19 protein-coding genes and 1 pseudogene are annotated in these 23,841 nt (G+C 70.6%); 12 read left to right on the top strand and 8 right to left on the bottom strand.

Annotation, left to right across the window (positions count from 1 at the left end; genetic code table 11):
• Positions 1-20: 20 nt before the first annotated feature.
• The 6 genes from DMP23_RS13425 to DMP23_RS13400 all read left to right on the top strand — a co-directional run bounded on the left by DMP23_RS13425 (position 21) and on the right by DMP23_RS13400 (position 8,454).
• Positions 21-1,178: an NAD-dependent epimerase/dehydratase family protein gene (locus tag DMP23_RS13425; RefSeq protein ID WP_134668117.1), complete on the top strand. Its 1,158-nt coding sequence runs from the start codon at positions 21-23 to the stop codon at positions 1,176-1,178.
• Positions 1,179-1,285: 107 nt separating this feature from the next.
• The gene (locus DMP23_RS13420; protein ID WP_336161955.1) at positions 1,286-2,599 is read left to right on the top strand and encodes an SWIM zinc finger family protein; all 1,314 of its coding nucleotides are present in this window, start codon (positions 1,286-1,288) and stop codon (positions 2,597-2,599) included.
• Positions 2,596-4,038, top strand: coding sequence for a DUF5691 domain-containing protein (locus DMP23_RS13415; protein ID WP_337821222.1), 1,443 nt, complete (start codon positions 2,596-2,598; stop codon positions 4,036-4,038). The genes DMP23_RS13420 and DMP23_RS13415 overlap by 4 nt, the downstream gene beginning before the upstream one ends.
• Positions 4,035-5,120, top strand: a complete 1,086-nt coding sequence (locus tag DMP23_RS13410) for an ATP-binding protein (protein WP_037815508.1) — start codon at positions 4,035-4,037, stop codon at positions 5,118-5,120. Before DMP23_RS13415 ends, DMP23_RS13410 begins: the two co-directional genes overlap by 4 nt.
• Entirely contained in the window at positions 5,117-7,297 is a 2,181-nt protein-coding gene (locus tag DMP23_RS13405) for a DUF5682 family protein (protein WP_337821221.1), read from the top strand. Before DMP23_RS13410 ends, DMP23_RS13405 begins: the two co-directional genes overlap by 4 nt.
• Positions 7,294-8,454 carry a VWA domain-containing protein gene (locus tag DMP23_RS13400; RefSeq protein WP_043830097.1) on the top strand — a complete coding sequence of 387 codons (1,161 nt, stop codon included), beginning with the start codon at positions 7,294-7,296 and terminating at the stop codon, positions 8,452-8,454. Before DMP23_RS13405 ends, DMP23_RS13400 begins: the two co-directional genes overlap by 4 nt.
• A gap of 132 nt (positions 8,455-8,586) precedes the next feature.
• On the opposite strand, the gene DMP23_RS13395 is transcribed toward DMP23_RS13400, so the two are convergent.
• Positions 8,587-8,868, bottom strand: coding sequence for a hypothetical protein (locus DMP23_RS13395; RefSeq protein ID WP_337821220.1), 282 nt, complete (start codon positions 8,866-8,868; stop codon positions 8,587-8,589).
• Between DMP23_RS13395 and DMP23_RS13390 the strand changes: the two genes are divergently transcribed.
• The gene (locus DMP23_RS13390) at positions 8,867-9,133 is read left to right on the top strand and encodes a hypothetical protein (RefSeq protein WP_337821219.1); all 267 of its coding nucleotides are present in this window, start codon (positions 8,867-8,869) and stop codon (positions 9,131-9,133) included. The genes DMP23_RS13395 and DMP23_RS13390 overlap by 2 nt on opposite strands.
• A gap of 135 nt (positions 9,134-9,268) precedes the next feature.
• The gene (locus tag DMP23_RS13385; protein WP_337821218.1) at positions 9,269-9,724 is read left to right on the top strand and encodes a helix-turn-helix transcriptional regulator; all 456 of its coding nucleotides are present in this window, start codon (positions 9,269-9,271) and stop codon (positions 9,722-9,724) included.
• 165 nt (positions 9,725-9,889) lie between these two features.
• Here the strand turns inward: DMP23_RS13385 and DMP23_RS13380 are convergent, their stop codons facing one another.
• Positions 9,890-10,342, bottom strand: coding sequence for a VOC family protein (locus DMP23_RS13380; RefSeq protein WP_337821217.1), 453 nt, complete (start codon positions 10,340-10,342; stop codon positions 9,890-9,892).
• A 163-nt stretch (positions 10,343-10,505) separates the two neighbouring features.
• Here DMP23_RS13380 and DMP23_RS13375 point away from each other — a divergent pair, with 163 nt between their 5' ends.
• Positions 10,506-10,949 (top strand): VOC family protein, encoded by a 444-nt coding sequence (locus DMP23_RS13375; RefSeq protein WP_134668122.1) that lies wholly within the window; start codon positions 10,506-10,508, stop codon positions 10,947-10,949.
• A gap of 635 nt (positions 10,950-11,584) precedes the next feature.
• Here DMP23_RS13375 and DMP23_RS13370 read toward each other — a convergent pair.
• The 6 genes and pseudogenes from DMP23_RS13370 to DMP23_RS13345 all read right to left on the bottom strand — a co-directional run bounded on the left by DMP23_RS13370 (position 11,585) and on the right by DMP23_RS13345 (position 21,054).
• Positions 11,585-13,058: pseudogene (locus DMP23_RS13370) on the bottom strand (flavin-containing monooxygenase).
• A gap of 106 nt (positions 13,059-13,164) precedes the next feature.
• Positions 13,165-15,483 carry a polysaccharide lyase 8 family protein gene (locus DMP23_RS13365; RefSeq protein ID WP_134731276.1) on the bottom strand — a complete coding sequence of 773 codons (2,319 nt, stop codon included), beginning with the start codon at positions 15,481-15,483 and terminating at the stop codon, positions 13,165-13,167.
• 78 nt (positions 15,484-15,561) lie between these two features.
• On the bottom strand, positions 15,562-17,016 hold the full coding sequence (locus DMP23_RS13360) for an aldehyde dehydrogenase (NADP(+)) (RefSeq protein WP_134731274.1): 1,455 nt from the start codon (positions 17,014-17,016) through the stop codon (positions 15,562-15,564).
• A 696-nt stretch (positions 17,017-17,712) separates the two neighbouring features.
• Positions 17,713-18,861, bottom strand: coding sequence for a hypothetical protein (locus DMP23_RS13355; protein ID WP_337821216.1), 1,149 nt, complete (start codon positions 18,859-18,861; stop codon positions 17,713-17,715).
• A 4-nt stretch (positions 18,862-18,865) separates the two neighbouring features.
• A complete protein-coding gene (locus DMP23_RS13350; protein ID WP_337821215.1) occupies positions 18,866-20,122 on the bottom strand; it encodes a glucarate dehydratase family protein in 1,257 nt (418 codons plus the stop codon).
• A complete protein-coding gene (locus tag DMP23_RS13345; protein ID WP_238605697.1) occupies positions 20,122-21,054 on the bottom strand; it encodes a 5-dehydro-4-deoxyglucarate dehydratase in 933 nt (310 codons plus the stop codon). The genes DMP23_RS13350 and DMP23_RS13345 overlap by 1 nt, the downstream gene beginning before the upstream one ends.
• A gap of 129 nt (positions 21,055-21,183) precedes the next feature.
• Here DMP23_RS13345 and DMP23_RS13340 point away from each other — a divergent pair, with 129 nt between their 5' ends.
• From DMP23_RS13340 to DMP23_RS13330, 3 genes are read left to right on the top strand one after another with little or no spacing between them, the layout of a single operon-like run.
• Entirely contained in the window at positions 21,184-21,981 is a 798-nt protein-coding gene (locus tag DMP23_RS13340; protein ID WP_037815491.1) for an IclR family transcriptional regulator, read from the top strand.
• Between the two features lie 48 nt (positions 21,982-22,029).
• On the top strand, positions 22,030-22,854 hold the full coding sequence (locus tag DMP23_RS13335) for an NAD-dependent epimerase/dehydratase family protein (protein ID WP_337821214.1): 825 nt from the start codon (positions 22,030-22,032) through the stop codon (positions 22,852-22,854).
• Positions 22,855-22,895: 41 nt separating this feature from the next.
• Positions 22,896-23,777 (top strand): helix-turn-helix domain-containing protein, encoded by an 882-nt coding sequence (locus tag DMP23_RS13330; RefSeq protein WP_134731264.1) that lies wholly within the window; start codon positions 22,896-22,898, stop codon positions 23,775-23,777.
• The last annotated feature ends 64 nt before the right edge of the window (positions 23,778-23,841 follow it).

Below are 23,841 nucleotides of genomic sequence, written 5' to 3'. Positions count from 1 at the left end.
GAAAGGAAAGGGTGCTCCGGATGCGAGTGCTGGTTCTCGGCGGTGACGGCTACCTAGGCTGGCCCACTGCGCTCCACTTGTCGGACAAAGGCCACGAAGTGGCTGTTCTGGACAACTTCGCGCGGCGGCAGTACGACGTCGAGCTCGGCGCCGAGAGCCTCGTCCCCATCGAAGACCTGAGCACCCGCGTCGACGCGTGGCACGAGGTGTCCGGGAAGCGCATCGCGAGCTACGAAGGCGACCTGCTCGACGCGGAATTCCTGTTCGACGCCGTGCGCGATTTCCGTCCGGCGGCGATCGTGCACTTCGCCGAGCAGCGGTCCGCGCCGTATTCGATGATCGACCGCGAGCACGCCGTCTACACGCAGCACAACAACGTGGTCGGCAACCTCAACCTGCTGTACGCGATCGCCGAGATCGACCCGGACATCCACCTGGTCAAGCTGGGCACGATGGGCGAGTACGGGACCCCGAACATCGACATCGAGGAAGGCTGGCTCGAGGTCGAGCACAACGGCCGCCGCGACCGGATGCTGTACCCGAAGAAGCCGGGCTCGTTCTACCACCTGTCGAAGGTGCACGACTCGCACAACATCGAGTTCGCCTGCCGGATCTGGGAACTGCGCGCGACCGACCTCAACCAGGGCGTCGTGTACGGCCAGCAGACGCCGCAGACCGCGCTCGACCCGCGCCTGGCCACGCGGTTCGACTACGACGCGGTGTTCGGCACGGTGCTCAACCGGTTCGTCATCCAGGCCGTGCTGGGGCAGCCGCTCACGGTGTACGGCAAGGGCGGGCAGACGCGCGGGCTGATCGACATCCGCGACACCGTCGAGTGCATCCGGCTGGCCGTGGAGAATCCGGCCGGGCGCGGCGAGTTCCGGGTCTTCAACCAGATGACCGAGAGCATGTCGGTGCGGGAGATCGCCGAACTCGTCGCCGACCGCTTCCCCGGGCCGGTGCAGATCGAGAACCTGGACAACCCGCGGGTGGAGCAGCCCGAGCACTACTACAACGTCAAGCACACCGGGCTGGTCGGGCTGGGGCTGGAGCCGCATCTGCTGTCGGACACGCTGATCGAGTCGATGTTCGACATCGTCGGCGCGAACAAGCACCGGGTGAACGACGACCGGCTGCGGCCCACGGTGCGCTGGCGCGGGGCGGTCGAATCCTCCTGATTTCCGCTGCTCTCCCCCGCCGCCCGCGGAAATTGTCGGTGGCGGGTGGGATGCTCTTCGAGTCAGCCCCCGAGGGGGGGAAGAACTGGAAGAGCGGCAAGGAAAACGTGGGGGACGAAGCAGCGGCGCGGTGGAGCCCGGAGCGGGTGCTCGAACTCGCGCCGGACGCCGCGTCGGCGAAAGCCGGGCGCGGGCAGGCGGCGCCGGCGAAGTGGTCGGACGCGGGCGCGTCCGCCCGTGCGGTCTGGGGCGCGTGCCAAGGCAGCGGGAAGCGGCCGTACCAGACGACGGTGGAAACGGCCGGGCCCGCGTTCCGGTGCACCTGCCCGAGCCGGAAGTTCCCGTGCAAGCACGCGCTGGGGTTGCTGCTGCTCTGGGCCGACGGCCAGGTCCCCCGCGCGGAGGAGCCCGGATGGGTGCACCCGTGGCTGGACGAACGGGCCGCGCGCGCGGAGCGGGCCGAGAAGAAGACGGACGCGCCGAAGGATCTCGAAGCTGCGGCGAAGCGGGCGCAGGAACGGCTCGCGCGGGTCACCTCCGGAGCCGCTGAGCTGCGCGGATGGCTTGCCGACCGGGTGTCCGCCGGGTTCGCGGCGTTCGAACGCGGCGGCGCCGACGAGCTGTACACGGTCGCCTCGCGCATGGTCGACGCGCAAGCTCCCGGGCTGGCGAACGGCCTGCGCCGGGCGGCGGCGCTGGTCGGCCGCGGCCGGGACTGGCCGGACCGGCTGCTGGCCGAGTTGTCGCTGGTGTACGTGCTCGCGGACGCGGCGAGCAGGCTGGAGTCGCTGCCCGCCGGGCTCGCCGACACCGTCCGGACCCGGCTCGGGTTCTCGGTGAGCAACGCGCAAGTGCTGGAGTCCGGCGAACGGGTGCCGGACCAATGGCTGGTCACCGGCGCGATCGACGAGGAGCAGGAGTCGCTGCGCAGCAGGCGCACGTGGCTGCGGGGCAAACGCAGCGGCCGGCACGCGCTGGTGCTGTCGTTCGCTCCGCCCGGGCGTCCGCTGGACAGTTCGCTGCCGCCGGGATACGTCGTCGCGGGCGAGCTGGTGTTCCACCCGGGTGCGGTGCCGCTGCGGGCGGTGTTCGACCACCGGGAGGAACCCGTCGCTCCGGAAAGCGGGCCGGTGGGCGGGACCTTCGCTGCCGCGCTGGCCGAACACGCCGCCGCGCTCGCGGCTGATCCTTGGCTGGACCGGTGGCCGGTGCTGGTGAGCGATCTTCGTCCGGCGCGGCACGGGGAGGAATGGGCACTGTCCGATGTGGACGGTGCAGCGCTGCCTCTGGTTCCGTCCGTGGATCCGTGGCCGCTGCTGGCGCTCGCGGCCGAGCGGCCGGTCACGGTGGCCGCGGAGTGGACGACAGCGGGGCTGCGGCCGTTGAGCTGCTGGCATCGCGACGGGATGGTGCGACTGTGACTGCCTGGAACGATCTCGTCAGCACCGTCTTGCTCGGCACCCGCCGCCGGATCCTCGACCCCGCCGGATTACCGCCCGGGGTAACGGAAATCGCCGGACACCGCAGGGAGCCCGCCGACCAAGCGCTCGTCGCAGCGGCGGCGTACACCGGCTATCGGCGCGCCGGGCAGCGACCGCTCACCGGCATCGAGCCCGAACCCGCCGCGGCGGAGGACACCCGCCCGTTCATCCCGAACGTGGCGCGGGCGCGGCTCGGGCACCTGCTCTCCGCGAACCGGCCGGAGCTGGTCGAGGAATGGCTCGCCACGGTGGCGCACAAGGGATTCCGCGTCCCGGCCGAGCGGCTGCCCGCGTTGGCCGACGCGGCACGGACCCGGGTGTCGCTGCGGGCGCCGCTCGCGACGGTCGCCGGGCCGGTCGGCGCGTGGCTCGGCGAGCGGAATCCGGATTGGGCGTTCCTGGTCGCCGCCGACGACGACACCAGCGACGACGCCTGGCAGTTCGGCACCGCCGCGCGTCGGCAGGCCTGGCTGGAACGCGTGCTCGCCGCCGATCCCGCCCGCGCGCGCGAGACACTCGGCGCGGCTTGGGGAAACGAACCGGCCGACGTCCGGGCGACGTTCCTGACCTTGCTCGGCGAGCACCTCACCGAGGAGGACGAGCCGTTCGTCGAAGCCGCGCTCGGCGACCGGGCGGCCGGGGTCCGGGAGATCGCGCTGCGGCTGATCGGCCGGTACCCCTATTCGGCCTCCGGCGAGCGGATGATCGAACGGCTGCGCGCCTGCGTCACCGTGCGCAGCCGCGCGCTGCGGGCCGACGTCCTCGAATTCACCCCGCCCGAACCGGACGAGAGCCTGATCCGCGACGGCATCCGCGTCCCGGCCGGGCCCGGGCAGGGCACCGCCCGGCTGCGCGCGATCATCGCCGCCACTCCCCTGCGGTTCTGGGCCGAGTACGGCACCCCGGGCGAACTGGCCGGGATGCTCGTCGAAGGGCCGCCGCTGAACGTGGTGCGCGAAAGCTGGGCCACCGCCGCGCTTCGGCAGCGCGACGAGCAATGGGCGCAAGCCCTCGTGGAAGCCGAGCCCGGCGGGCGCAGCACCGCCGCGCTCATCGGCGTGCTGTCGCCCGAACAACAGGCCGCCACGGTCGCGAAGCTGACCCGCGGCCTGCCGGTCGAGGCCTTGACCCGGCTCATCCTCGACCTGCCGCAGCCGTGGCCCGCCGCGCTCGGCACGGTGCTGCTCGACTGGGTCGCCGGGCAGCGCGACCACCGGCTGGTCGCGCACGCGGCCGCGCTGATCGCGAAAGCCGTGCCCGTCGCCTGCCTCGGCCACCCGCTGGCTGAGATCCCGCTTCCCGGCGAGGCCGCCCCGTGGCGGCGCGCAGTCGCCGAAACCCTGTCCTTCCGCCGTGAAATGCACAAGGAGCTCGCATGACGTCCCCCGTCCTCCGGCCGCACGCCGAACAGGAATACGCCGGCGAACTGGCCGCTCTCGCCGCGGCCGACGACCGGGCGAAACCGCCGTCGTGGCGGCTGTCCCCGTGGGCGGTGGTCACCTACCTGCTCGGCGGGAAACTCGACGACGGCACCGAGATCAGCCCGAAGTACGTCGGCCCGCGACGGCTGATCGAGGTCGCGGTCGCCACCCTCGCCACCGACCGCGCGCTGCTGCTGCTCGGCGTGCCGGGCACGGCGAAGACCTGGGTGTCCGAACACCTCGCGGCGGCGATCAGCGGGGACTCCACGCTGCTCGTCCAGGGCACCGCGGGCACCGCCGAGGAGCAGATCCGCTACGGCTGGAACTACGCGCGGCTCATCGCCGAAGGGCCGAGCGACCAGGCGCTGGTCGAAAGCCCGATCCTGCGGGCGATGCGCGACGGCAAGGTCGCCCGGCTCGAGGAACTCACCCGGATCCCGGCGGACGTGCAGGACTCGCTCATCACGATCCTGTCCGAGAAGACGCTGCCGATCCCCGAGCTGGGCTCCGAGGTGCAGGCCCGGCCCGGGTTCACGCTGGTGGCCACGGCGAACAACCGGGACAAGGGCGTCAACGAGCTGTCGAGCGCGCTGCGGCGGCGGTTCAACACCGTCGTGCTGCCGCTGCCGGACACCGCCGAAGCCGAGGTGGACATCGTCCGGCGGCGGGTCGGTCAGCTCGGCGCCGCGCTGTCGCTGCCCGCCGAAGCCGCCGATCTCGCCGAAATCCGCCGGGTGGTCACGGTGTTCCGCGAGTTGCGGGCCGGCCGCACCGAGGACGGCCGCACCGCGGTGAAGACCCCGTCGGGCACGCTCTCGACCGCCGAGGCGATCAGCGTGCTCACCGGCGGTCTCGCGCTGGCCGCCCACTTCGGCGACGGCGTGCTGCGCGCGCAGGACGTCGCGGCGGGGATCCACGGTGCGGTGGTGAAGGATCCGGTCGCGGACAGCGCGATCTGGAGCGAGTACCTGGAGACCGTGGTGCGCGAGCGGGAAGGCTGGGCCGACTTCTACCGGGCAGGCCAGGAGATCGCCGGATGACCACTCACCTCCTCGGGATCCGGCACCACGGTCCCGGTTCGGCGCGGGCGGTCGCCGCCCGGCTCTCCGAGCTGGAACCGGACGTGGTGCTGATCGAGGGACCGCCGGAAGCGGACCAGCTCGTCGATCTCGCCGCGGACGACGGCATGCGTCCGCCGGTGGCGCTGCTGGCATACGCGTCCGACGACGTGTCGCGCGCGGCGTTCTGGCCGTTCGCGGTGTTCAGCCCGGAATGGCAGGCCCTGCGGTACGCCGCAGCGGCCGGTGTCCCGGTGAAGTTCTGCGACCTCCCCGCGGCACACCAGTTCGCGCTCGGCGAGGAACGGACCGCACCGCGCACCGACCCGCTCGCGGAGCTCGCCGCGGCGGGCGGATACGACGATCCGGAACGCTGGTGGGACGACTTCGTCGAATCCCGGCGAGGCGAGGAATCGCCGTTCGAGGTGATCGCCGACGCGATGACCGCGCTGCGCGAGGGCGACCGGCCGGACGATCCGCACGAGCAGCGGCGCGAGGCGTACATGCGGAACGTGCTGCGCAAGACGCGGAAGGAAGGCTACGAACGGATCGCCGTGGTGTGCGGGGCCTGGCACGTGCCCGCGCTGGCCGATCCGCTGCCGCCCGCGTCCAAGGACCAGGCTGTCCTCAAAGGACTCCCGAAGCGGAAGGTCGTGTGCACGTGGGTGCCGTGGACGCACGGCAGGCTCGCGTCGGTCACCGGCTACGGGGCGGGCGTCCGCTCTCCCGGCTGGTACCACCACCTGTTCAGCACCTCGGCCGACGTCACCGCCCGGTGGCTCACCGCCGTCGCCGGAGTGCTGCGCGAAGAAGACCTGCCCGTCTCCACCGCGCACGTGATCGAAGCGGTGCGGCTGGCCGACACGCTGGCCGCCCTGCGCGGCCGGTCGTCCGCCGGACTGGCCGAGGTCGACGCCGCCGCCCGCGCGGTCCTGTGCGGAGGCGACGACGTCCAGGCCGACCTGGTCACGCGACGGCTCGTGGTCGGCGAACTGCTCGGCGAGGTGCCGGACCACGTGCCGCAAGCACCGCTGGCCGCCGACCTGATCGCCACCGCCCGGCGGCTCCGGCTCAAACGCGAACCTCAAGCGCGGGAACTGGATCTGGACCTGCGCACCCCCGGCGGTCTCGACCGCTCGCGCCTGCTGCACCGGCTGCAGATCCTCGGCATCCCCTGGGGCGAACCGGAACTGTCCTCGGTGCGCAACAAAGGCACCTTCCGCGAGACCTGGACTTTGTGCTGGGAACCAGGTTTCGAGGTCGACCTGGTCGCAGCCGCGGTCCACGGCACCACCGTGCCCGCCGCCGCCACCGCGGTCGTGCGCGAAACCGTCGCCGAATCTCCGCCGCTCGCCGACATCACCGCAGCGGTAGAACGCTGCCTCCTCGCCGACCTGGGCGACGCCCTGCCGGAAACCCTCGCCGCTCTGGACACCCGCGCCGCCGCCGACGCGGACGTCGCGCACCTCATGACTGCGCTGCCGCCACTGGCGCGGGCAACCCGCTACGGCGACGTCCGTGGCACCGACACCGCGCAATTGCAAGAAGTCGCCGACCGGATCCTCACCCGGGTCTGCGCCGGCCTTCCGCCTGCCGTGCACGGGATCGACGAGGAAGCCGCCGCACAGTTCTGCGAACTCATCGACGACGTCCACGAAGCCACCGACCTGCTCGGCGACGCCGCCCGCGACCGCTGGTTCACCGCACTGGCCCGCCTCTCCACCCGCGACGCCCTGCCCCCGCTGCTGGCTGGCCGCATCGTGCGCCTGCTGCACGACGCCGACCTGCTGGACGGCGCAGAGGTCGAACTCCGGCTGAGCCGCATGCTCACCCCCGGCATCGCCCCGACCGACGGCGCGGCCTACGTCGAAGGCTTCTTCTCCGGCGGCGCGCTCCTGCTGGTCCACGACGAACGCATGCTGCGCGTCGTCGACACCTGGCTGAGCTCGATCCCGCCCGAGGTCTTCACCGAGGTGCTTCCCTTGCTGCGCCGCACTTTCGGCGCCTTCGCCAGTCCGGAAAAACGCGCCATCGGCGAACGCGCCGCCACCCTGTCCGGCACTCGCCGGGTCGAGCCGGCGCTCGCCGAAGACCTGGACGAGATCCGCGCCGCAGCCGCCCTGCCGGTCTTCGCCACCCTCCTGGGAGCCGCCCCGTGACCACCGACCCCGAACGCCTCCGCCGCTGGCGCCTAGTGCTGGGCGGAGATTCCGACGGCACCGGCCACGCACTGTCCGAAGGGGACACCGGCGTCGACAACGTGCTGGCCGCCCTCTACGACGAGCGCCCCAAAAACTCCCGCAGCAGCGGCGACCGCAGCGGCGGCCTGCAAGCCTCCGCACCACGAGTCGCGCGCTGGCTCGGCGACATCCGGAAGTACTTCCCCGGCTCCGTAGTCCAAGTCATGCAACGCGACGCCGTAGACCGCTTGGGCATCACCCGAATGCTGCTGGAACCGGAACTGCTCAGCGCCGTGGAACCGGACGTGCACCTGGTCGGCACTCTGTTGTCCCTCAACAACGTCCTGCCCGAGGAGACGAAGGAAACCGCACGCACCGTCGTACGCAAAGTCGTCACCGAGCTAGAGGAACGCCTAGCCGAACGCACCCGAGCAGCAGTCCGCGGTGCACTGGACCGTGCCGCCCGCACCCAACGCCCCCGAGGCGCGGACATCGACTGGGACCGCACCGTCCGCCGGAACCTGAAGCACTACTCCCCCCAGCTGAAAACCATTGTTCCCGAACAGCTTTTCGGCTTCGGCCGCCGAGAACAAAGCGTCCGCCGCGACGTGATCCTCGCGGTCGACCAATCCGGCTCAATGGCAGAATCCGTGGTGTACTCAGGCGTTTTCGGCGCGGCGCTGGCCTCGATGCGCGCCCTGAGCACGAAATTCGTCGCGTTCGACACCGCGGTCGCCGACCTGTCCGACCACCTGGACGACCCGGTCGACGTCCTCTTCGGCACCCAACTAGGCGGCGGCACCGACATCAACCGCGCGTTGGCGTACTGCCAAGGACTCGTGGAACGCCCCGAACAAACCCTCCTGGTGCTGATCAGCGACCTGTACGAAGGCGGGGTACGAGACGACCTGCTGCGCCGAGTCGCAGACCTGGTGGGATCCGGAGTGCAAGTGGTCACGCTGCTGGCACTGTCGGACTCGGGAGCGCCGTTCTACGACCACGAAAACGCCGCCGCGCTCAGCGAACTGGGGGTGCCCGCTTTCGCGTGTACGCCGGACCTTTTCCCGGATCTTATGGCCGCCGCACTCCGAAGGGAGGACCTGACCCGCTGGGCCGCGTCGGCAACCGCTCAATGACCCGGCGCGCCTAGCCTCTTCCGCCGGGAACGGTTCGGCGAGCGCGGGCTAGGGAGCGAACCCCCGCTCGCTGGTCCGTCCAGCCCAGCGAAACGCGTCGCGCGAGCCGACACGTTTCCCGCTCGAGAAATCTCAGCCGGCCGAGCGGTCCAGCGCGTCCAGCAGCCAGGCGTGCGCGACCCCGACCGGCGCGGCTTCTCCAGTGATCTCGCCCGCGAGACGCCAATAGCGGCGCACCTGCGGATGCCGATCGCCAGCGGTGCGCCGTCGCAGTGCGCAGCGGAACTCCGGGGTGTCGCGGGTGCCGGACGCGGCAGCGTGGGCTGCGGCGAACCGGTCGAGTGCCGGTCCTGCCTCCGGCTCGGATCCGGCCGCTACCTGCGAGTGGCTGGAAATGCTGTCCCATCCGGTCATGGCGAAGCTGAGACCGGGTTTCTCGGCCCTGCGCGGCACCGGCCAGACGCTCCAGCTCCGACCTGGCGACGGTGCGGGCTGGCTGATCACCCGCACTCCCGACGGCGTCCGGTGGACGCGCGCGACGGGCGCTGCGGACGTGACACTGACAGGTTCGGTCCTGGACCTCCTGCTGGTGCTCACCCGGCGGCTGTCAGCCGAACGGATCACGATCACCGGCGACCGCAACCTGGCCGACCACTGGCTGGCTCACTCGGCGGCGTGAGCGCGTGGACGCTACGAAAACCCAGGGCACTAGCTGGCTCAGGGGAACCGAGGGAGGGCGACCCGCACCCAGCACAAGTCCCGGGTCTCAACCAGCCCGAAGCCACTGCCCCGACGGGTATGTCACCATCGGAAAATGGGAACCACCCCCGGCTCGGCGCCCGAGGCGCAGCTTTCGCAGTTGCGGCAGCTGCGTCTGGCCAAGGACGCCATGGACCGGGACTGGGCCGACCCCCTCGACCTGGACGCGATCGCGGCGCACGCCGGCTACTCGCGTTACCACTTCGTGCGTCTTTTCCGAGCCGTGTACGGGCAGACGCCTGGGCAGTACCTCAGCCGCCGCCGGATCGAGCGGGCCGAGGATCTGATGCGAACCGCCGATTTGTCGGTCACCGAGATCTGCGCCCTGGTCGGATTCAGCAGCCTCGGATCCTTTTCGGCGAGCTTCAAGAGACACACCGGACTGACCCCGAGCGAATACCGGGCCCGCCACGTCGACCAGGACTCGGCCCTGGTTCCCGGATGTTACGCGATGCTGTGGCACGGCGGGTTCAAGGGACTGGGCCAGGCAACCGAGCCGGATCCTGAGTGAAGGCAGCCTCAGCGTGCCGAGATCTCCCGGACAGCTCGAGGCTGTTGCTGGCCAAGGAAGCAAGTCTCCCTCGCTGCCTAGCTGCGCGCCGGACAGGGCGAGAAGGCGACGGAACTGGTCCCGGCCCGTGAACGATCGGCAATGACCAGCCCAGCCGCTCTCCGCTCAGACGATGTCGAATTCGTTGCCCTCCGGATCCCGCATAGCGGCAGCGTAGAGCCCGTGATCCGGCTCGTCCTTGATCCGCAGAACAGCGGCGCCAGCCTCGACCAGCCGGTCCGCCGTGGCCTTGACCCGTTGTGCGCGACCATCCAGCGGGACGTCCCGGCCGCCACCGACCTTCAAGTCGAAATGCCACCGGTTCTTGGCCGCTTTCGGCTCCGGAACCTCCTGGAACCACACTTGCGGCCCCGTCCCGAGGGATCGACGATCGACTCCGGGACATCCCCTGCGCCGGGCGGAAGTTCGGCGTCGAGCACCCCACGCCGCCCAGTGAGCGCGCCACGTGGCGTGCCCGGCGGGCGGAGGTTCCAGCACGTATCCCAGTGCCTCGGCCCAGAAGGCCACCATTTTCTGCGGGCCGGAGCAGTCGATCGTCAGCTGAAGCGTCATGTCCATGCCCGGAGCATTCCAGGCAGGTCTGACAAAAAGGCGCTTCCGCGCCCGCCCCGGCCGCACCGCCGAGGACCGCAATTTTCGAGAAGCCTCCCGGCCCCGGCGGACGCTACGGTCGAGCACAGAGAGCGGGCGAACGACGTCCGCCGGATACAAGGAGTGAGCTGTGATCAAGGGCCTGTCCATCGCCAATGTCTGGGTCCTCGACCATGACCGCGCCAAGGAGTTCTACACGGAAAAGCTGGGCCTGGAAGTCCGCACAGACCTCACGATGGGCGACGGCGGGATGCGCTGGCTGACCGTCGGGGCCAAGGACCAGCCGGATCTCGAGATCACGCTGATGGTTCCGGGCGCGCCCGCACTCGATCCGGAGTCCGCTGAGGCGCTGAAGAAGCTCGTCGCCAAGGGGGTGTTGGGAGCCGGGGTCTTCGCGACCGACGATATTCACGCCGATTACCAGGCGTTGAGGGCGCGCGGGGTGGAGTTCGTGCAGGAACCGCAGGAGCGGCCTTACGGCACCGAGGCCATTTTCCGCGACGATTCCGGGAACTGGTTCTCCTTCACCCAGCGGCGGGAGAACCTCGACCTGGACAAAGACTGGAGTTGCTGATGGCCAGGACGGCGGGCCAGGCGGCGGTTCGCCGCCAGGTCGGCACGACGGCTCAGCAGCGCGGGCCGGGGGATCTCGGCTGAGCCGCGACGACCCCGACCAGGCAACAGGGAAGCGGAACAGGCCAGAGGGGAAAGAGGCCGGCAGGACCGAGTTCAACGGCGAGCGGACGGTCGCAGCGATACTGCCGAGGAACGGCCCGAGGACATGCCCGCCGCCGGGTTCGCCCTGCCAGCCGAACTGCAGGACATCGACCCAGCGGCAAGGAGAACACCCACCGGCCGCCTGACAGGACTCGCCGCCGGGCTCATCCCCAGCGGAACTGCATGACACCTGCCCGGCGGCAAAGAGACCAACTTTCCAAAGCCGGTCGCCCAGCAAACTGCCCGCCCGGTTCGCCCCGCCAGCAGAGCTGCACGACACCGGGCCGGTGGCGGCGAGACCGGCTCCCCGACACTGGCCGCCTGACAGAACTCGCCGCCGGAGGTCAGCGCGCGGCCGGTGGAGGCCTCCTACGACGGGACCGTCCGGCAAGCGGTCCAGCCCACCACAGACCGTCCACAGTGGACGGTCAAGGCCCGAAACCGGCTCTTCTCAGCCGAGCAATCACCAAAGACCGAGCATAGCCCACCAGGTCAGGAGGTCACGCGCTGCGCCCCCACCCGCTCGAAACGCAGCACCCCGTCGTCCATGCGGCTCAGGCGCAGATCCGCTGCGTCCAGCAGGTAGTTCTGCCGCATCAGCCACGGGCGGCGGTCGCCTTGGCGGGGCAGGACTGAGGCGGCGCGGGTGAGGTAGCCCGACGTCAGGTTCATGATCGGCCGCCGCCTCGTGGACGGGATCGAGGGCGGGCGGGGCACACAGGTGTCGAAACCGTTGCGCGACAGGTGGTTCAGCAACCGGCACACGTACCGCGAGACGAGGTCCGAGCGCAGCGTCCAGGAGGCGTTCACATAACCGATACACCAGGCCAGGTTCGGCACCCCGCCGAGCATCATTCCCTTGTACACCAGCTGTTCCGACGGTTCGATGACCTCGCCGTCGACAGTCAGCTCGATTCCGCCGAACGCGATCACGCGCAGGCCGGTCGCGGTGACGACCACGTCCGCGGGCAGATGTGCGCCGGATTCCAGCGTGATGCCGTCGGGGGTGAAGCGGTTGATCCGGTCGGTGACGATGTCCGCTCGGCCGCTGCGGAGTGCGCGGAAGAAATCCGCTCCGGGCGTCAGGCAGAGTCGTTGGTCCCAGGGCCGGTATCGGGGCGAGAAATGGGGGTCGACCGGGATCGAGGCGGGCAGCTGCTTCGCGGCCGCGTCGCGCAAGAAAGCCGCGGCGCGGTCGGGCTGGCGGCGCGAGAACTGGTACAGCAACGTTGTCACCAGGACGTTCTTCGTGCGCACCGCGTGGTACGCGAGCCGCGCGGGCAGGAATCGGCGCAGGCGGCGGGCGAGCGAGTCCGTCCACGGGCGGGACAGGACGTAGCTCGGTGAGCGTTGCAGCATCGTCACTGACTCCGCTGTGGAAGCCAGTTCCGGCACCAAGGTCACCGCGGTGGCGCCGCTGCCGATGACGACCACTCGTTTGCCCGTGAAGTCCGACCCCTCCGGCCAGAACTGGGGGTGCACGATCTCGCCGCGGAACGAGTCGCGGCCGGGGAAGTCGACGACGTGGCCGTTCTCGTAGCTGTAGTAGCCGCTGCACAAATACAGGAAAGAGCAGGTGTGCGTGACGACCTCGCCGTCGTGCGAGGCCGCTACCGTCCAGCGGGCCCGAGGCGGACGACCAGGACGCGCGGACCACCCGGTGCCCGAACCGGATGTGCCGGGAGACCTCGTGCTCAGCGGCGGTCTCGCGGATGTACTCGAGGATCTCGGCGCCGGACGCGATCGCCTGTTCCTTGCGCCACGGGCGGAACGGGTAGCCGAGCGTGAACATGTCCGAGTCGGAGCGCACGCCCGGGTACCGGAAGAGGTCCCAGGTTCCGCCGATCGTGTCGCGCGCTTCGAGGATGGCGTACGTCCGGTCCGGGGCTTGCTGCTGCAGCCGGCAGGCCGCGCCGATGCCGGAAAGCCCGGCTCCGACCACCAGGACATCGAAATGCGCCACGATTCCTCCCCGCGAGAAGCGACTCCGCCCACTCTACGGCCGGGGCCGGATCAAGTGGGGCCCCGCCGGGCCAGGCCGGGAACCACCGGCCCGGCGGGGAAAACCGGGTTCACCGCAGGGAAACCACCTTGGTGGCGCCGAAGGTGTCCTTGAGCGGAACTTCCACCGTGCGCCGCCGCACCGTCACGCGGACGCTGTCCTGCAGCTGCGTCGGGTCGGAAACAGCGATGCTGTTCCGGCCGAGCGCTACCGAAGCCGGTCCTGAAACGGATACTTCGTCTACCGTACCCGCACTGTAGAAGTTTGCGAGCAGTGTGTTATCCCACAGCCGCAAAGCCTGGACAGCGGGCGTATTGGCCCGCACGCGCCACGCGAGCACCGACGCGACCGTCCCCACCACCGATGCGCCCGGCAGAACCGCGTACGCGTACTTCGCGTCCACCGGCTTCGCGCCGTGCTCGATCACCAGCTTCTGGTACCGCCGCGTGTTCGGTGTCGTGGTGCCCTTCGTGTTGGCACCGGTGTCGACGTCGCGCCACGCGCCGGTCCGGTCTTCGCGCAGGGCGGTGACCTCGGCGTTGTCGAGCAGGACATACCCGCCGACCTGGTCGAGGTGCAGCCAGCGCGGCCGGTGCAGCGTGCTCGAATCGCCGACCGCGCGCGCGTCGGCCAGCAGCGTGCCGCGTCCGTTCTCGCCGAGGTTGCGGTTTTCGATCGTCGTCCGGACCGCCTGCCCGGACGTGTCGGTGATCCCCGCGCCGAGGCAGACGACGCCCGCCGGAGTGAAGAACCACGACTTCTTCGCGGTCAGCGAACCGTCTTCGGAGACGAAATCCATCGCGTACGCGCCGTGCCGGGCGTCCCAGCGCACGCCGCCGACGTGCGCTTTCGTCGTCAACGGCGTCGCTGCCAGCGGCCCCGGCGGCCCGGCCTTCGCCGTCGTGCCAGGCAGCAGTGCCGGATCGACAGTCGGCCAATAGGCGTCCGAGTAGTGGCCTTTCGAGTTGGGAAGGAACAGATACAGCACCCCGTCGCCGACGTGCCAGCCGTGCAGGTTCATCCCGTTGATCGACTCGTAGCGAGAGATCCGCGTGGAGCCGACGCCGAGCGACGCGGACCAGCCCTCGGTCACGTGCACCATCCGGTCCTGCTGCCCGAAGATCCGGTGCGTCGCGACAATCGGTGCGGGCCGCACGCGTCCGGCGAGCATCTCCTGGGCGAACTCGATGCCCGGCGTCGCGACGAGGTCCGGGCCGGGCGCGAACCGTTCGGGATCGGGGATTTCCAGGAACGGCGCGTACGTGCCTTCCTTGATCCACTTGGCGGCGAGCCCGGAAAGCTCAGACTGCACGGGGCCGGTCGCCGACCGTGCGAGGACCAAAGTCGCGACGGTCAGCTGATGTCCGATGTCGTGCGCGGTTTCGCCCTGCCGCGACAGCATCCGCCCGCGCACCGGCTCCATCAGCGCGCCCGCGTACACGAACGGCGCGAACGTGTCGCCGACCAGCGCGTACACCTTCTGCTTCAGCTCGTCCGGCAGCGCGTAGTCGGTGCCTTCGGTGACGTGGATCGTCCCGGCGAGCGCAGTCAGCAGGACGATGCCGTAGTGGCCGGGGTACGGGATAGTGTCGTGCTGGATGAACGAGCCGTCGGCGTGGAAACCGTCGCCCGCCGCGCGGTCCAGCTTCGCCAGGACGCTGGCCGCTCCCCCGCCGGCGACGTCGGTGATCGCGTCGATGCCGGTGCGGATCCACGCGGTGTCGCCGATCAGCGCGCCGGAAACGATGGAGATGAGCGCCTTGTCCGCTCGGTTCGCGCCGGTTTCGACGATCTTCGGGTTGTTCGCGCGCAGATTCGGGTTCCCGACGAACCGCTTGACCGGGCTGACATACCGCGCCAGCTCGTCGGCGGTCAGCTGGTCGGCGACCGTGACGAGGGTGTGCAGCAGGTAGTACGGGACGCCGATCTCGTAGGTGTACCAGTTGCCGATCTCGCCGACCTGCGGGTTGTACTGGCTGGCGTAGATCAGTTCCAGCGCCTTCTTGATCCCGTCGAGCACCTTCGGATCGCCGGACAGCGTGCTGCCCGGCGTCCCCCAGTCGACGGCGATCGCGCGCAGCCGGGCGTACATCGACGTCGTGTAGTCGCTGCCGGGACCGAGCGGCAGGTCGGTCCACAGTGGACCGTTCCCGGACACCGACATGCTGTCGTAGTAAGACTTCGCGACCCGGCCGAGGTTCTTGAGCGCGGCCGTGCGTTCCGGTGACGGGCGGTTGATGCCCGTCTGCAGCTCGCGGTAGCCGGCCACGATCTTCTTCAGCGGATCCGCGGCAGGTGCGGCGAAGGCCGGGCGCGCAGTGGCGACGAGCGCGGCCGACGCGGCGGCGATGGCACCGCCACGCAGTGCGGTTCTGCGGTTCACGGGCATGACGGTGCCTCCCAGTGGGGTTGGTTGTGCGTGGCGATCCCGGCTGGAACCGGGGTCGCCGCGCACGAGGGGGTCTGCTCAGCGCGCTCCGTCGACACGGCGCGGCAGCTGCCACGGGTTCGCTTCCTGAAGGGCTTCCGGCAGCAGCGCGTCCGGGAAGCTCTGCCAGGCCACCGGGCGCAGGAAGCGTTCGATCGCGGCGGTGCCGACCGACGTCGTGGTCGGCGCGGTCGTCGCCGGGTACGGGCCGCCGTGCTGCTGGGCCCAGCTGACCGTGACGCCGGTCGGCCAGTCGTTCCACAGCAGCCGTCCGGCCAGGCGGGTCAGGGACGGCAGCAGCGGACGCACGAAATCGGCGTCGCCGTCCTCGCCCTGGACCGTCGCGGTGAGGCCGGGTTCGAGGCTGTCCAGCACATCGATCAGTTCGGCTTGGTCGGAGTAGGTGACGATCAGCGACGCCGGGCCGAAGTGCTCCTCGCGGACCGCCTCGCCGCCCGCCAGGAACTCCTTCGCCGTGGTGGCCAGGAGCGACGGGGTGAACGCGTCGCCGTCCTGCGCGCCTTCCACAACCGATTCGACGCCGGACACCGCACGCAGGTCCGCCAGCTTCTGCGCGAACCCGGCCGCGATGCGGTCGTTCAGCATTTCCTGCTGAGCCACCGCGCTGACCGCCTCGCGGAGAGAGTCGTCCAATCCGTGGCCCTCGGGCAGGAAGAGCAGGCCAGGCTTGGTGCAGAACTGTCCCGCGCCGAGGCTGAACGACCCGGCGTAGCCCTTCGCCACCGCTTCGCCGCGCGCGGCGACCGCACCCGGCGTGACGACGACCGGGTTGACGCTGCCCAGCTCGCCGTAGAACGGAATCGGCGTCGGCCGCGAGACCGCGATGTCGAACAGCGCGCGCCCGCCCGGCACGGAACCGGTGAACGCGGCGGCGGAAATCCGCGGGTCCTTGAGCGCCGTGACGCCCTGTTCGACGCCGTGGATCACCGCGAAGGCACCCTCCGGCGCACCGGCGGCGGTCAACGCCTGCGCGACGATCTCACCGGTCCGCGTCGAGAGTTCTTCGTGGCCCGGGTGCGCTTTGAGCACCACCGGACACCCCGCGGCCAGCGCCGAAGCGGTGTCGCCGCCCGCGACGCTGAACGCGAACGGGAAGTTGCTCGCGGCGAACACCAGCACCGGGCCGATCGGCACGAGCACCCGGCGCAGGTCCGGCCGGGCGCCCATCGGCCAGGCCGGGTCGGCGTGGTCGACGGTCGCGCCCAGGAATTCGCCGTCCCGCAGCACCTCGCCGAACAGCCGCAGCTGGAACGTGGTGCGCGCGAGCTCACCCTTCAACCGCGGCGCGGCCGGCAAGCGGGTCTCCTGGTGCGCCAGCGGAATCAGCTCTTCGGCGGCAGCGTCGAGCGCATCCGCGGCGGCGGCCAGCCACCGGGCCCGATCGGCCGGGGTGCTCTCGGCGAACGGCCGGGCGGCAGCGGCCGCGGCGGCCAGCACGCTTTCCAGTTCCGGGGCGGAAGTTTCGCGGCTCAATGGATCTCCTCGTCAAACAGATTCAGGACGTCAAGTGCGCGGCGGCTCGATCAGCCGGGGCACGATCGCTGAACCGCCAGGCTTCGGCGGCCAACGCGGGTTCCCGCGCCGGGGCGGAAGCTTTGCGGTTCAACGGACCTCCTCGTCAAACAGGTTCAGGACGTCAGGCGCGCTGCGGCTCGATCAGCCGGGGCACGACCGACGAACCGCCGGACTGCAGCGGCCACCACGGGTTCCCGCGCCGGGCCGGAGGCTTCGCGGCTCAACGGACCTCCTCGTCAAACAGATTCAGGCACCAGATGCGCGCCAGCCCAGCCAACCGAGACACGACCGACGAACCGCCGGACTGCAGCGGCCACCACGGGTTCCCGCGCCGGGCCGGAGGCTTCGCGGCTCAACGGACCTCCTCGTCAAACAGATTCAGGCACCAGATGCGCGCCAGCCCAGCCAACCGAGACACGACCGACGAACCGCCGGACTGCAGCGGCCACCACGGGTTCCCGCGCCGGAGCGGAAACTTTGCGGCTCAACGGACCTCCTCGTCAAACAGGTTCAGGACGGCGGGGCGGTGCACCACTCGGCCCGGTCAGCCGCAGCGCTCTCGGCGAACCGCCGGGCGGCTGCCGCGGCCAACTCGCGTTCCCGCTCTGGCGCGGAAGCTTCACGACTCAACGCATCTCCTCATCAAACAAACCGTCAAGACACCGAGTGCGCGGCACCAGTAGCGGCATGCAGATCCGGCCACCGCGCCGGACCGGCAAGACCCAAGTGGTACAGGTGCAATTCCGCAGCTCCCGCCTTAGCCAACTCGCCCACGTACGCCGCGATGTCCGGCACCGCACTAGCCGCGACCGCCGTGATGTAGCTGCCGATCGCGACCCGGTCCGGCAGCGCTCGCCGTGCGGCCGCGACCGCGTCGACGCTCGCTTGACCCGGTGCCCAGTTCTGCAGCACGACCGTCTCGGCGTCGTCGGCGGCCGTTGGGGTCAGGCCGGGCAGTGCGCCGGTGACCCACGGGTCGAGCGCGCCGTGCAGCACGATCCGCGTACCCGGCGCCAGCACCGCCAAGACCGCAGCGCGCAACGCATCGGCCGCCTGCTGCCGACCGGAAAGCAGCTTTTCCTTCAACTCACCCGGAAGTCTATCCTCGACCACCGACAAATCCGCCGTAGCGATCAGCCGCTGCACCTCGGCCCGCAGAGTCTCGCGGACGTCGGACGGGTCGAGACCGGTCCAGCCCTCCGCACAAGCATCGCAGCAGCAGATCGACAACAGCCGCGCGGTAGCCGGAGCCCACACGCCGTCGGTCTTCTCGTGTTGATGCTGGTGCACGCTGCCGAGCGGCCCGCACGCCTCCAGCAGCACCGACGAAAGCTTCAGTCCCGCAACGGATTCCGCAGTCAGCGTCGCGGCGTACTCGCGTACCGCGGGCTGCGCGGGGCACAGCGCCCACGGGTACGTCTCGCCGAAGCAGTTGCGCACGGCGTACTGCGGAAACTCCATGCCCAGCTGCGAGTTGTGCGTAAGCACGATCCACGCGGCGGCCGGGATTCCGGCGTCGTTGAGCCGCCGGACCGCCTCGCCGCCGCTGTCCTCCGACGAGACCCAGTCCGGCGCGGCGGGGACGAGATCCCGGCCCGACCAGGCTTCCGCGCGCACCGGGCGGTAGAGCGCGGCGGTGCGCGCGACCACCGAGGTGCGCTCGGCCGACCATGGCGTCGCGGCGCGCGCGCTGTGGTAGGCCAGGGCCACCGCGACCTCGTCCACGCCGAGGTCCTGCACCCGCTCGGCGAACGCGGTGTCGCCGAGCACGTCCCACGGATACGCGTATCCGGTCACCTTCACCGGGTCACCACCTCGCCGTGTTCGGCTCGAAACCGGGCGTGTACTTGCGCATGTACGTCACATCGTCCCGTTTGGTCAGTCCACATCGGACATAGTCCTCGTGCGCCCTGGCGAGCGCGTCCTGGTCCAGCGTGATCCCGAGCCCGGGCCGGTCCGGCACCGCCACCGCTCCGTCGACGAAATTCAGCACGCCCGGTTCGATCACGTCGGCAGTCTTCCACGGCCAGTGCGTGTCGCAGGCGTACGTCAGGTGCGGGGTCGCGGCCGCGACGTGCACCATCGCGGCGAGGCTGATCCCGAGGTGGCTGTTGGAGTGCATGGACAGCCCGACGCCGAAGCTCTCGCAAGCCACCGACAGCGCCTGGGTGTCGCGCATGCCGCCCCAGAAGTGGTGGTCGGACAGCAGGACGCCGATCGCGCGCGCCCGGAACGCGGGCTCCAGGTCGCCGAAGTTCACCACGCACATGTTGGTGGCCAACGGCATGCTCGCCTCGCGCGCAACACGTGCCATGCCTTCGATGCCCGGCGTCGGGTCTTCGAGGTACTCCAGCACGCCGTCGAGTTCGGCGGCCACGCGGATGCTCGTTTCGGGCGTCCACGCCGCGTTCGGGTCGATGCGCAGCGGATGCCCGGGGAACGCTTCGGCGAGCGCGCGAATGCCCTCGATCTCTTGCTCCGGAGCGAAAACCCCGCCCTTGAGCTTGACCGAGCGGAACCCGTACTCGTCGACCATCCGCTTCGCCGAGCCGACCAGCGCTTCCGGCGTCAGGATGTCGCCCCAGCTGTCCTCGTCCGCATCGATGTGCGCGCCGTACTTGTAGAACAGGTACGCGGAGAAGTCGACAGCGTCGCGAGCCTTGCCGCCGAGCAGGTCGGCGACCGGACGGCCGAGGAACTGGCCCTGCGCGTCCAGGCAGGCGACCTCGAACAGCGAGTACACGCTGGCGATCGTCTTGCGGATGGAGAACCCGCCGATCAGGCCGTGCTCGTCGGTCAGCACGGTTCCGGCCAGCTCGCGCGCGATGATCCGCTTGAGGCCCGGCAGGTCGAAAATGTCGTGTCCGGCCAGTTCCGGCAGCACCTTGCGCACCTCGCCGAGGAACGCCGCGTCGCCGTAAGACTCGCCGAGGCCGACCACGCCGTCGTCGCACACCACCTGGACCACGCTGCGCAACGCGAACGGCTCGTGCACGCCCATCACGTTGAGCAGCGGTGCGTCCGCGAAGGCGACCGGGGTCAGCACTACGTCCCGGATCTTCATCAGAGGCCTTTCAGCACGGCGAAACCGTTCTCGACGACCTTGCCCAGCCGGTCGATCTGCTCCGGCGTCGGCTCGATCAACGGCGGCCGGACGGTGCCGACCTTGTCGCCGCGCAGCCGGGCGGCGGCCTTGACCAGCGACACCGCGAAGCCGGGCGTCTCGTCGCGCAACGCCACCAGCGGCAGGTAGAACCCGGCGAGCAGCGCGTCCATCGTCGCGTCGTCGTTCTCCGCGAGCGCGCGGTGGAACCGGTGCGCGATTTCCGGCGCGAAGCAGTGCACCGCCGAGGAGTAGCGCGCGACGCCTGCCGCCGCGTACGCCTTCGCGGACACCTCAGCGGTCGGCAGACCGTTGAAGAACAAGAAGTCCGCGGACCGCTGCGTGCCGAGCGCACGGATCGTGGTGACGATCCGGGTCATCGTTTCGACGTCGCCGTAGCCGTCCTTGATCCCGACCACCGACGGGATGTCCAGCAGCTTCGCCGCGGCCGGCGCGGTGAAGACGCCGGTGCTGCGGTGGTAGACGATCACCGGGACCGACGTGTCGCCGACCGCGTAGCGCACGTAGTCGACCAGCCCGTCCTGCGGCCCGGTGACCAGGTACGGCGGGAGCAGCAACACCCCGTCGGCGTTGCCCGCCTGCGCCGCCGCGACGCCCGCGCGCGCACCGGCCGCACCACCGCCCGCGCCGACCCACACCGGTACCCGCCCGTTCGCGACCTCGCGCGCCTTGGCCAGCAGCGCGGCGACCTCGTCGACCGACAGCGAGCTGAACTCCCCGGTGCCGCACGCGACGAACAGCGCGCCCGCACCGGCGGCGATGTGGCTCTCCACGTTCTCCGCGAACCCGTCGAGGTTGATCTCGAGGTCTTCGGTGAAGGGGGTCAGCGGGAACGCCAGCAAGCCGTCCAGCTCGATTTCGGTCTGTGCCATCAGTTTCTGCTCCAATGTTCACATTCTTGAATGGAGTCTGTTATCGTGACTATGTTCACCCACAAGAACGCTGTTCGGGACGCTAATATGGCCGGACTCACAAGTCAACGGCCCGGTTGGAGGACGCGCATGGCGCAGAAGACGGACCCCGCCACCGCTCCCGCGGAGTCCGCGGGCGTGAAGTCGGCGCGGCGCGCCATCGACCTGATCGAGACGTTCGCCGCGAACGACGTGTGGCTGTCGCTGTCGGATCTCCATGCGCGCACCGGGTTCCCCCGCTCCAGTCTGCACGGTCTGCTGCGCACCCTGCTGGACGCGGGCTGGCTGGAGGCCGACGCGAACTCCGCGCGCTACCGGCTCGGCGTGCGCGCGCTGATCTGCGGCACCGCGTACCTCGACCGCGACGCGATCGTCCCCTACGCCACCGAAGCTTTGGAGCGCATCCGCGAGAAGACCGGCTTCACCGCGCATTTCGCGCGCCGCAACGGCACCGAGGTCGTCTACCTGGAGACGCGCGAGTCGCAGCACTCCACGCACCTCATCTCGCGCGTCGGCCGCACGCTGCCCACGCACGCGACCGCGCTGGGCAAGGCCCTGCTCGCCGAGCTGACCCACGAAGAGGTCGAGGCGCTCATGCCCGACGAGCTGGTCGCGCTCACCCCGAACACCATCACCACGCTCGACGCGCTGCATGCCGACCTCGCGCGCACCCGGGAACGCGGGTACGCCGCCGAGATCGAAGAGGGCACCCTCGGCGTGCGCTGCGTGGCCGCGGTGATCCCGTACCGCATCCCCGGCACCGACGCGATGAGCTGCTCGATGCCGCTGGGCAAGGTCACCGACGCCGACGTCGAACGCGTCGGCGAGCTGCTGGCCGAAACCACCGCCGAGCTCGGCCAGCAGCTGCGCCGCGCCGGAATCCGCTGACCGCCGCCACCGTGTCGCCCGTCCGCGGGCTTTCGTGAGAGGAACTCCATGCCAGACCAGCGTGTGCTGATCACCGGATCGGCCGGCGTCGTCGGCACCCTGATGCGGCCGCGGCTGCGCCGGGAAGGCCGGGTGCTGCGCCTGCTCGACCTCGCCGAGCAGCCCGCCGCCGAGGACGGCGAAGCGGTCGAGATCGTGACCGGCTCGGTCACCGACCCCGAGGCGATGGCCGCCGCCTGCGCGGGCACGGACGCGGTGATCCACCTGGGCGGGCTCAGCCGCGAGGCCTCGTGGGACGCCACCCTCGACGTCAACATCAACGGCACGCACACCGTCCTCGAAGCCGCCCGGGAAGCCGGGATCCGCCGGGTCGTGCTCGCGTCGAGCAACCACGCCGTCGGCTTCCGCCGGAACGCCGACGCGGGCGAGCACGGGCTGCCCGCCGACTCCAGCACCCGGCCGGACACTTATTACGGCGTAAGCAAAGCCGCCATCGAAGCGCTGGGCAGCCTGTACGCGTCGCGCTTCGACATGGACGTGATCGTCATCCGCATCGGCTCGTGTTTCGAGACCCCGCTGCCGCTCGGCATCCGGGGGCTGACCAGCTGGTTGTCTCCGGACGACGGGGCGCGGCTGTTCGAGGCGTGCCTGAGCGCGCCGTCGCCGGGCTACCGGATGATCTGGGGCGTCTCGGACAACACCCGCCGCGTCTACTCGCTCGCCGAGGCCGAGGCGCTGGGCTACAAGTCGCACGACAACGCCGAGGTCTACGCCGAGCAGCTGGCGGACAAGCCCGCGCCGACCGGTGCCGCCGCCGAGTACGTCGGCGGGCCGTTCTGCACCGCGCCGCTGGGCGTGTTCAACCCGCTCTGAGAGGTACCCTCGCCCACGGGACCCTCGAGGAGGAGGACGCCGTGGGCGAGCTCGGGCCTGCCGACACGAACGGCATCCTTTCCCTGCCGTGGATCCGCCCGGAACGCACCAGCGCGGGTCTCGGCTGGGACCGGATCTACCTGTCCAAACAGCGCGAACGGCCGTATCGCGCGGAGTTCGGGCCCGCGCGCACGCACCAGCTGATCCTGCACCTCGCCGGTCCGGTCACGGTCCGCCGCGGCGTCGGGACGCCCGGCGAGCGCAGCAGGCGGATCCCGGCGGGCGGGCTCTTTCTCCAGCCGTCGCACCAGGAACTGTCGGTGGAACTCGGCGGCGAGCTCGACACGCTCCACGTCTACCTACCGGATTCGGCGGTGCAGGAGGCCGCTGGATCGGACGCTCCGATCCAGCTGGCCGACGAGCTCGGCAGCGTCGATCCCCTGCTCGAACAGCTCGTTCTCGCGCTCGACCAGGTCGTGCGCGAGTGGGAGCCCGGCGCTCGCGCGTACGCGGATCAGCTCAGCACGCTCGTCGCCGCGCAGCTCGCCCGCCAGCATCGAGCCGGCCGGAGCGCACCCGCGGCGGCGAGGCCGGTCGAGGCGCTGACCGATCGGCAGTTCGCCCAGGTGCGCGAGCTGATGGACGAACGCCTCGCGGAACCGCTCGGCCTCGACGAACTCGCCGCGGCGGCCGGGTTGAGCGTCAGCCGGTTCGCCCGGCGGTTCAAGGCACGCACCGGGCTGCCGCCGCACCGGTACCTGCTGCGACTGCGCGTGGAGCAGGCCGGATTGCTGCTGCGGACCGGCACCGAACCGATCGCGGACATCGCCGTGCGCTGCGGTTTCTCCCACCAGGAACACCTCACCCGGGTCCTGCGCGCCCAGCTGGGCACCACGCCCGCCGCGCTTCGCCGGGACGCCTGACGCGCGTTTCGTGCAGTCCGCTCAGCACGTCTGTGCAGGCGCGGTCTCTCCTCCGCCCGGATAC

It is taken from the genome of Amycolatopsis sp. A1MSW2902, assembly GCF_017312175.1.
Lineage (GTDB): Bacteria > Actinomycetota > Actinomycetes > Mycobacteriales > Pseudonocardiaceae > Amycolatopsis > Amycolatopsis nivea.
The sequence above is the reverse complement of the archived record's forward strand: the minus strand, read 5'-3'. Positions and strand labels throughout refer to the sequence as shown.

Bases quoted from the DNA above. Each gene is read 5' to 3' on its own strand.
- DMP23_RS13425 (WP_134668117.1), top strand. From the start codon at position 21: ATGCGAGTGCTGGTTCTCGGCGGTGACGGCTACCTAGGCTGGCCCACT.
- DMP23_RS13410 (WP_037815508.1), top strand. From the start codon at position 4,035: ATGACGTCCCCCGTCCTCCGGCCGCACGCCGAACAGGAATACGCCGGC.
- DMP23_RS13405 (WP_337821221.1), top strand. From the start codon at position 5,117: ATGACCACTCACCTCCTCGGGATCCGGCACCACGGTCCCGGTTCGGCG.
- DMP23_RS13390 (WP_337821219.1), top strand. From the start codon at position 8,867: ATGGCGAAGCTGAGACCGGGTTTCTCGGCCCTGCGCGGCACCGGCCAG.
- DMP23_RS13395 (WP_337821220.1), bottom strand. From the start codon at position 8,868: ATGACCGGATGGGACAGCATTTCCAGCCACTCGCAGGTAGCGGCCGGA.
- DMP23_RS13385 (WP_337821218.1), top strand. From the start codon at position 9,269: ATGGGAACCACCCCCGGCTCGGCGCCCGAGGCGCAGCTTTCGCAGTTG.
- DMP23_RS13380 (WP_337821217.1), bottom strand. From the start codon at position 10,342: ATGGACATGACGCTTCAGCTGACGATCGACTGCTCCGGCCCGCAGAAA.
- DMP23_RS13365 (WP_134731276.1), bottom strand. From the start codon at position 15,483: ATGCCCGTGAACCGCAGAACCGCACTGCGTGGCGGTGCCATCGCCGCC.
- DMP23_RS13350 (WP_337821215.1), bottom strand. From the start codon at position 20,122: ATGAAGATCCGGGACGTAGTGCTGACCCCGGTCGCCTTCGCGGACGCA.
- DMP23_RS13345 (WP_238605697.1), bottom strand. From the start codon at position 21,054: ATGGCACAGACCGAAATCGAGCTGGACGGCTTGCTGGCGTTCCCGCTG.
- DMP23_RS13340 (WP_037815491.1), top strand. From the start codon at position 21,184: ATGGCGCAGAAGACGGACCCCGCCACCGCTCCCGCGGAGTCCGCGGGC.
- DMP23_RS13335 (WP_337821214.1), top strand. From the start codon at position 22,030: ATGCCAGACCAGCGTGTGCTGATCACCGGATCGGCCGGCGTCGTCGGC.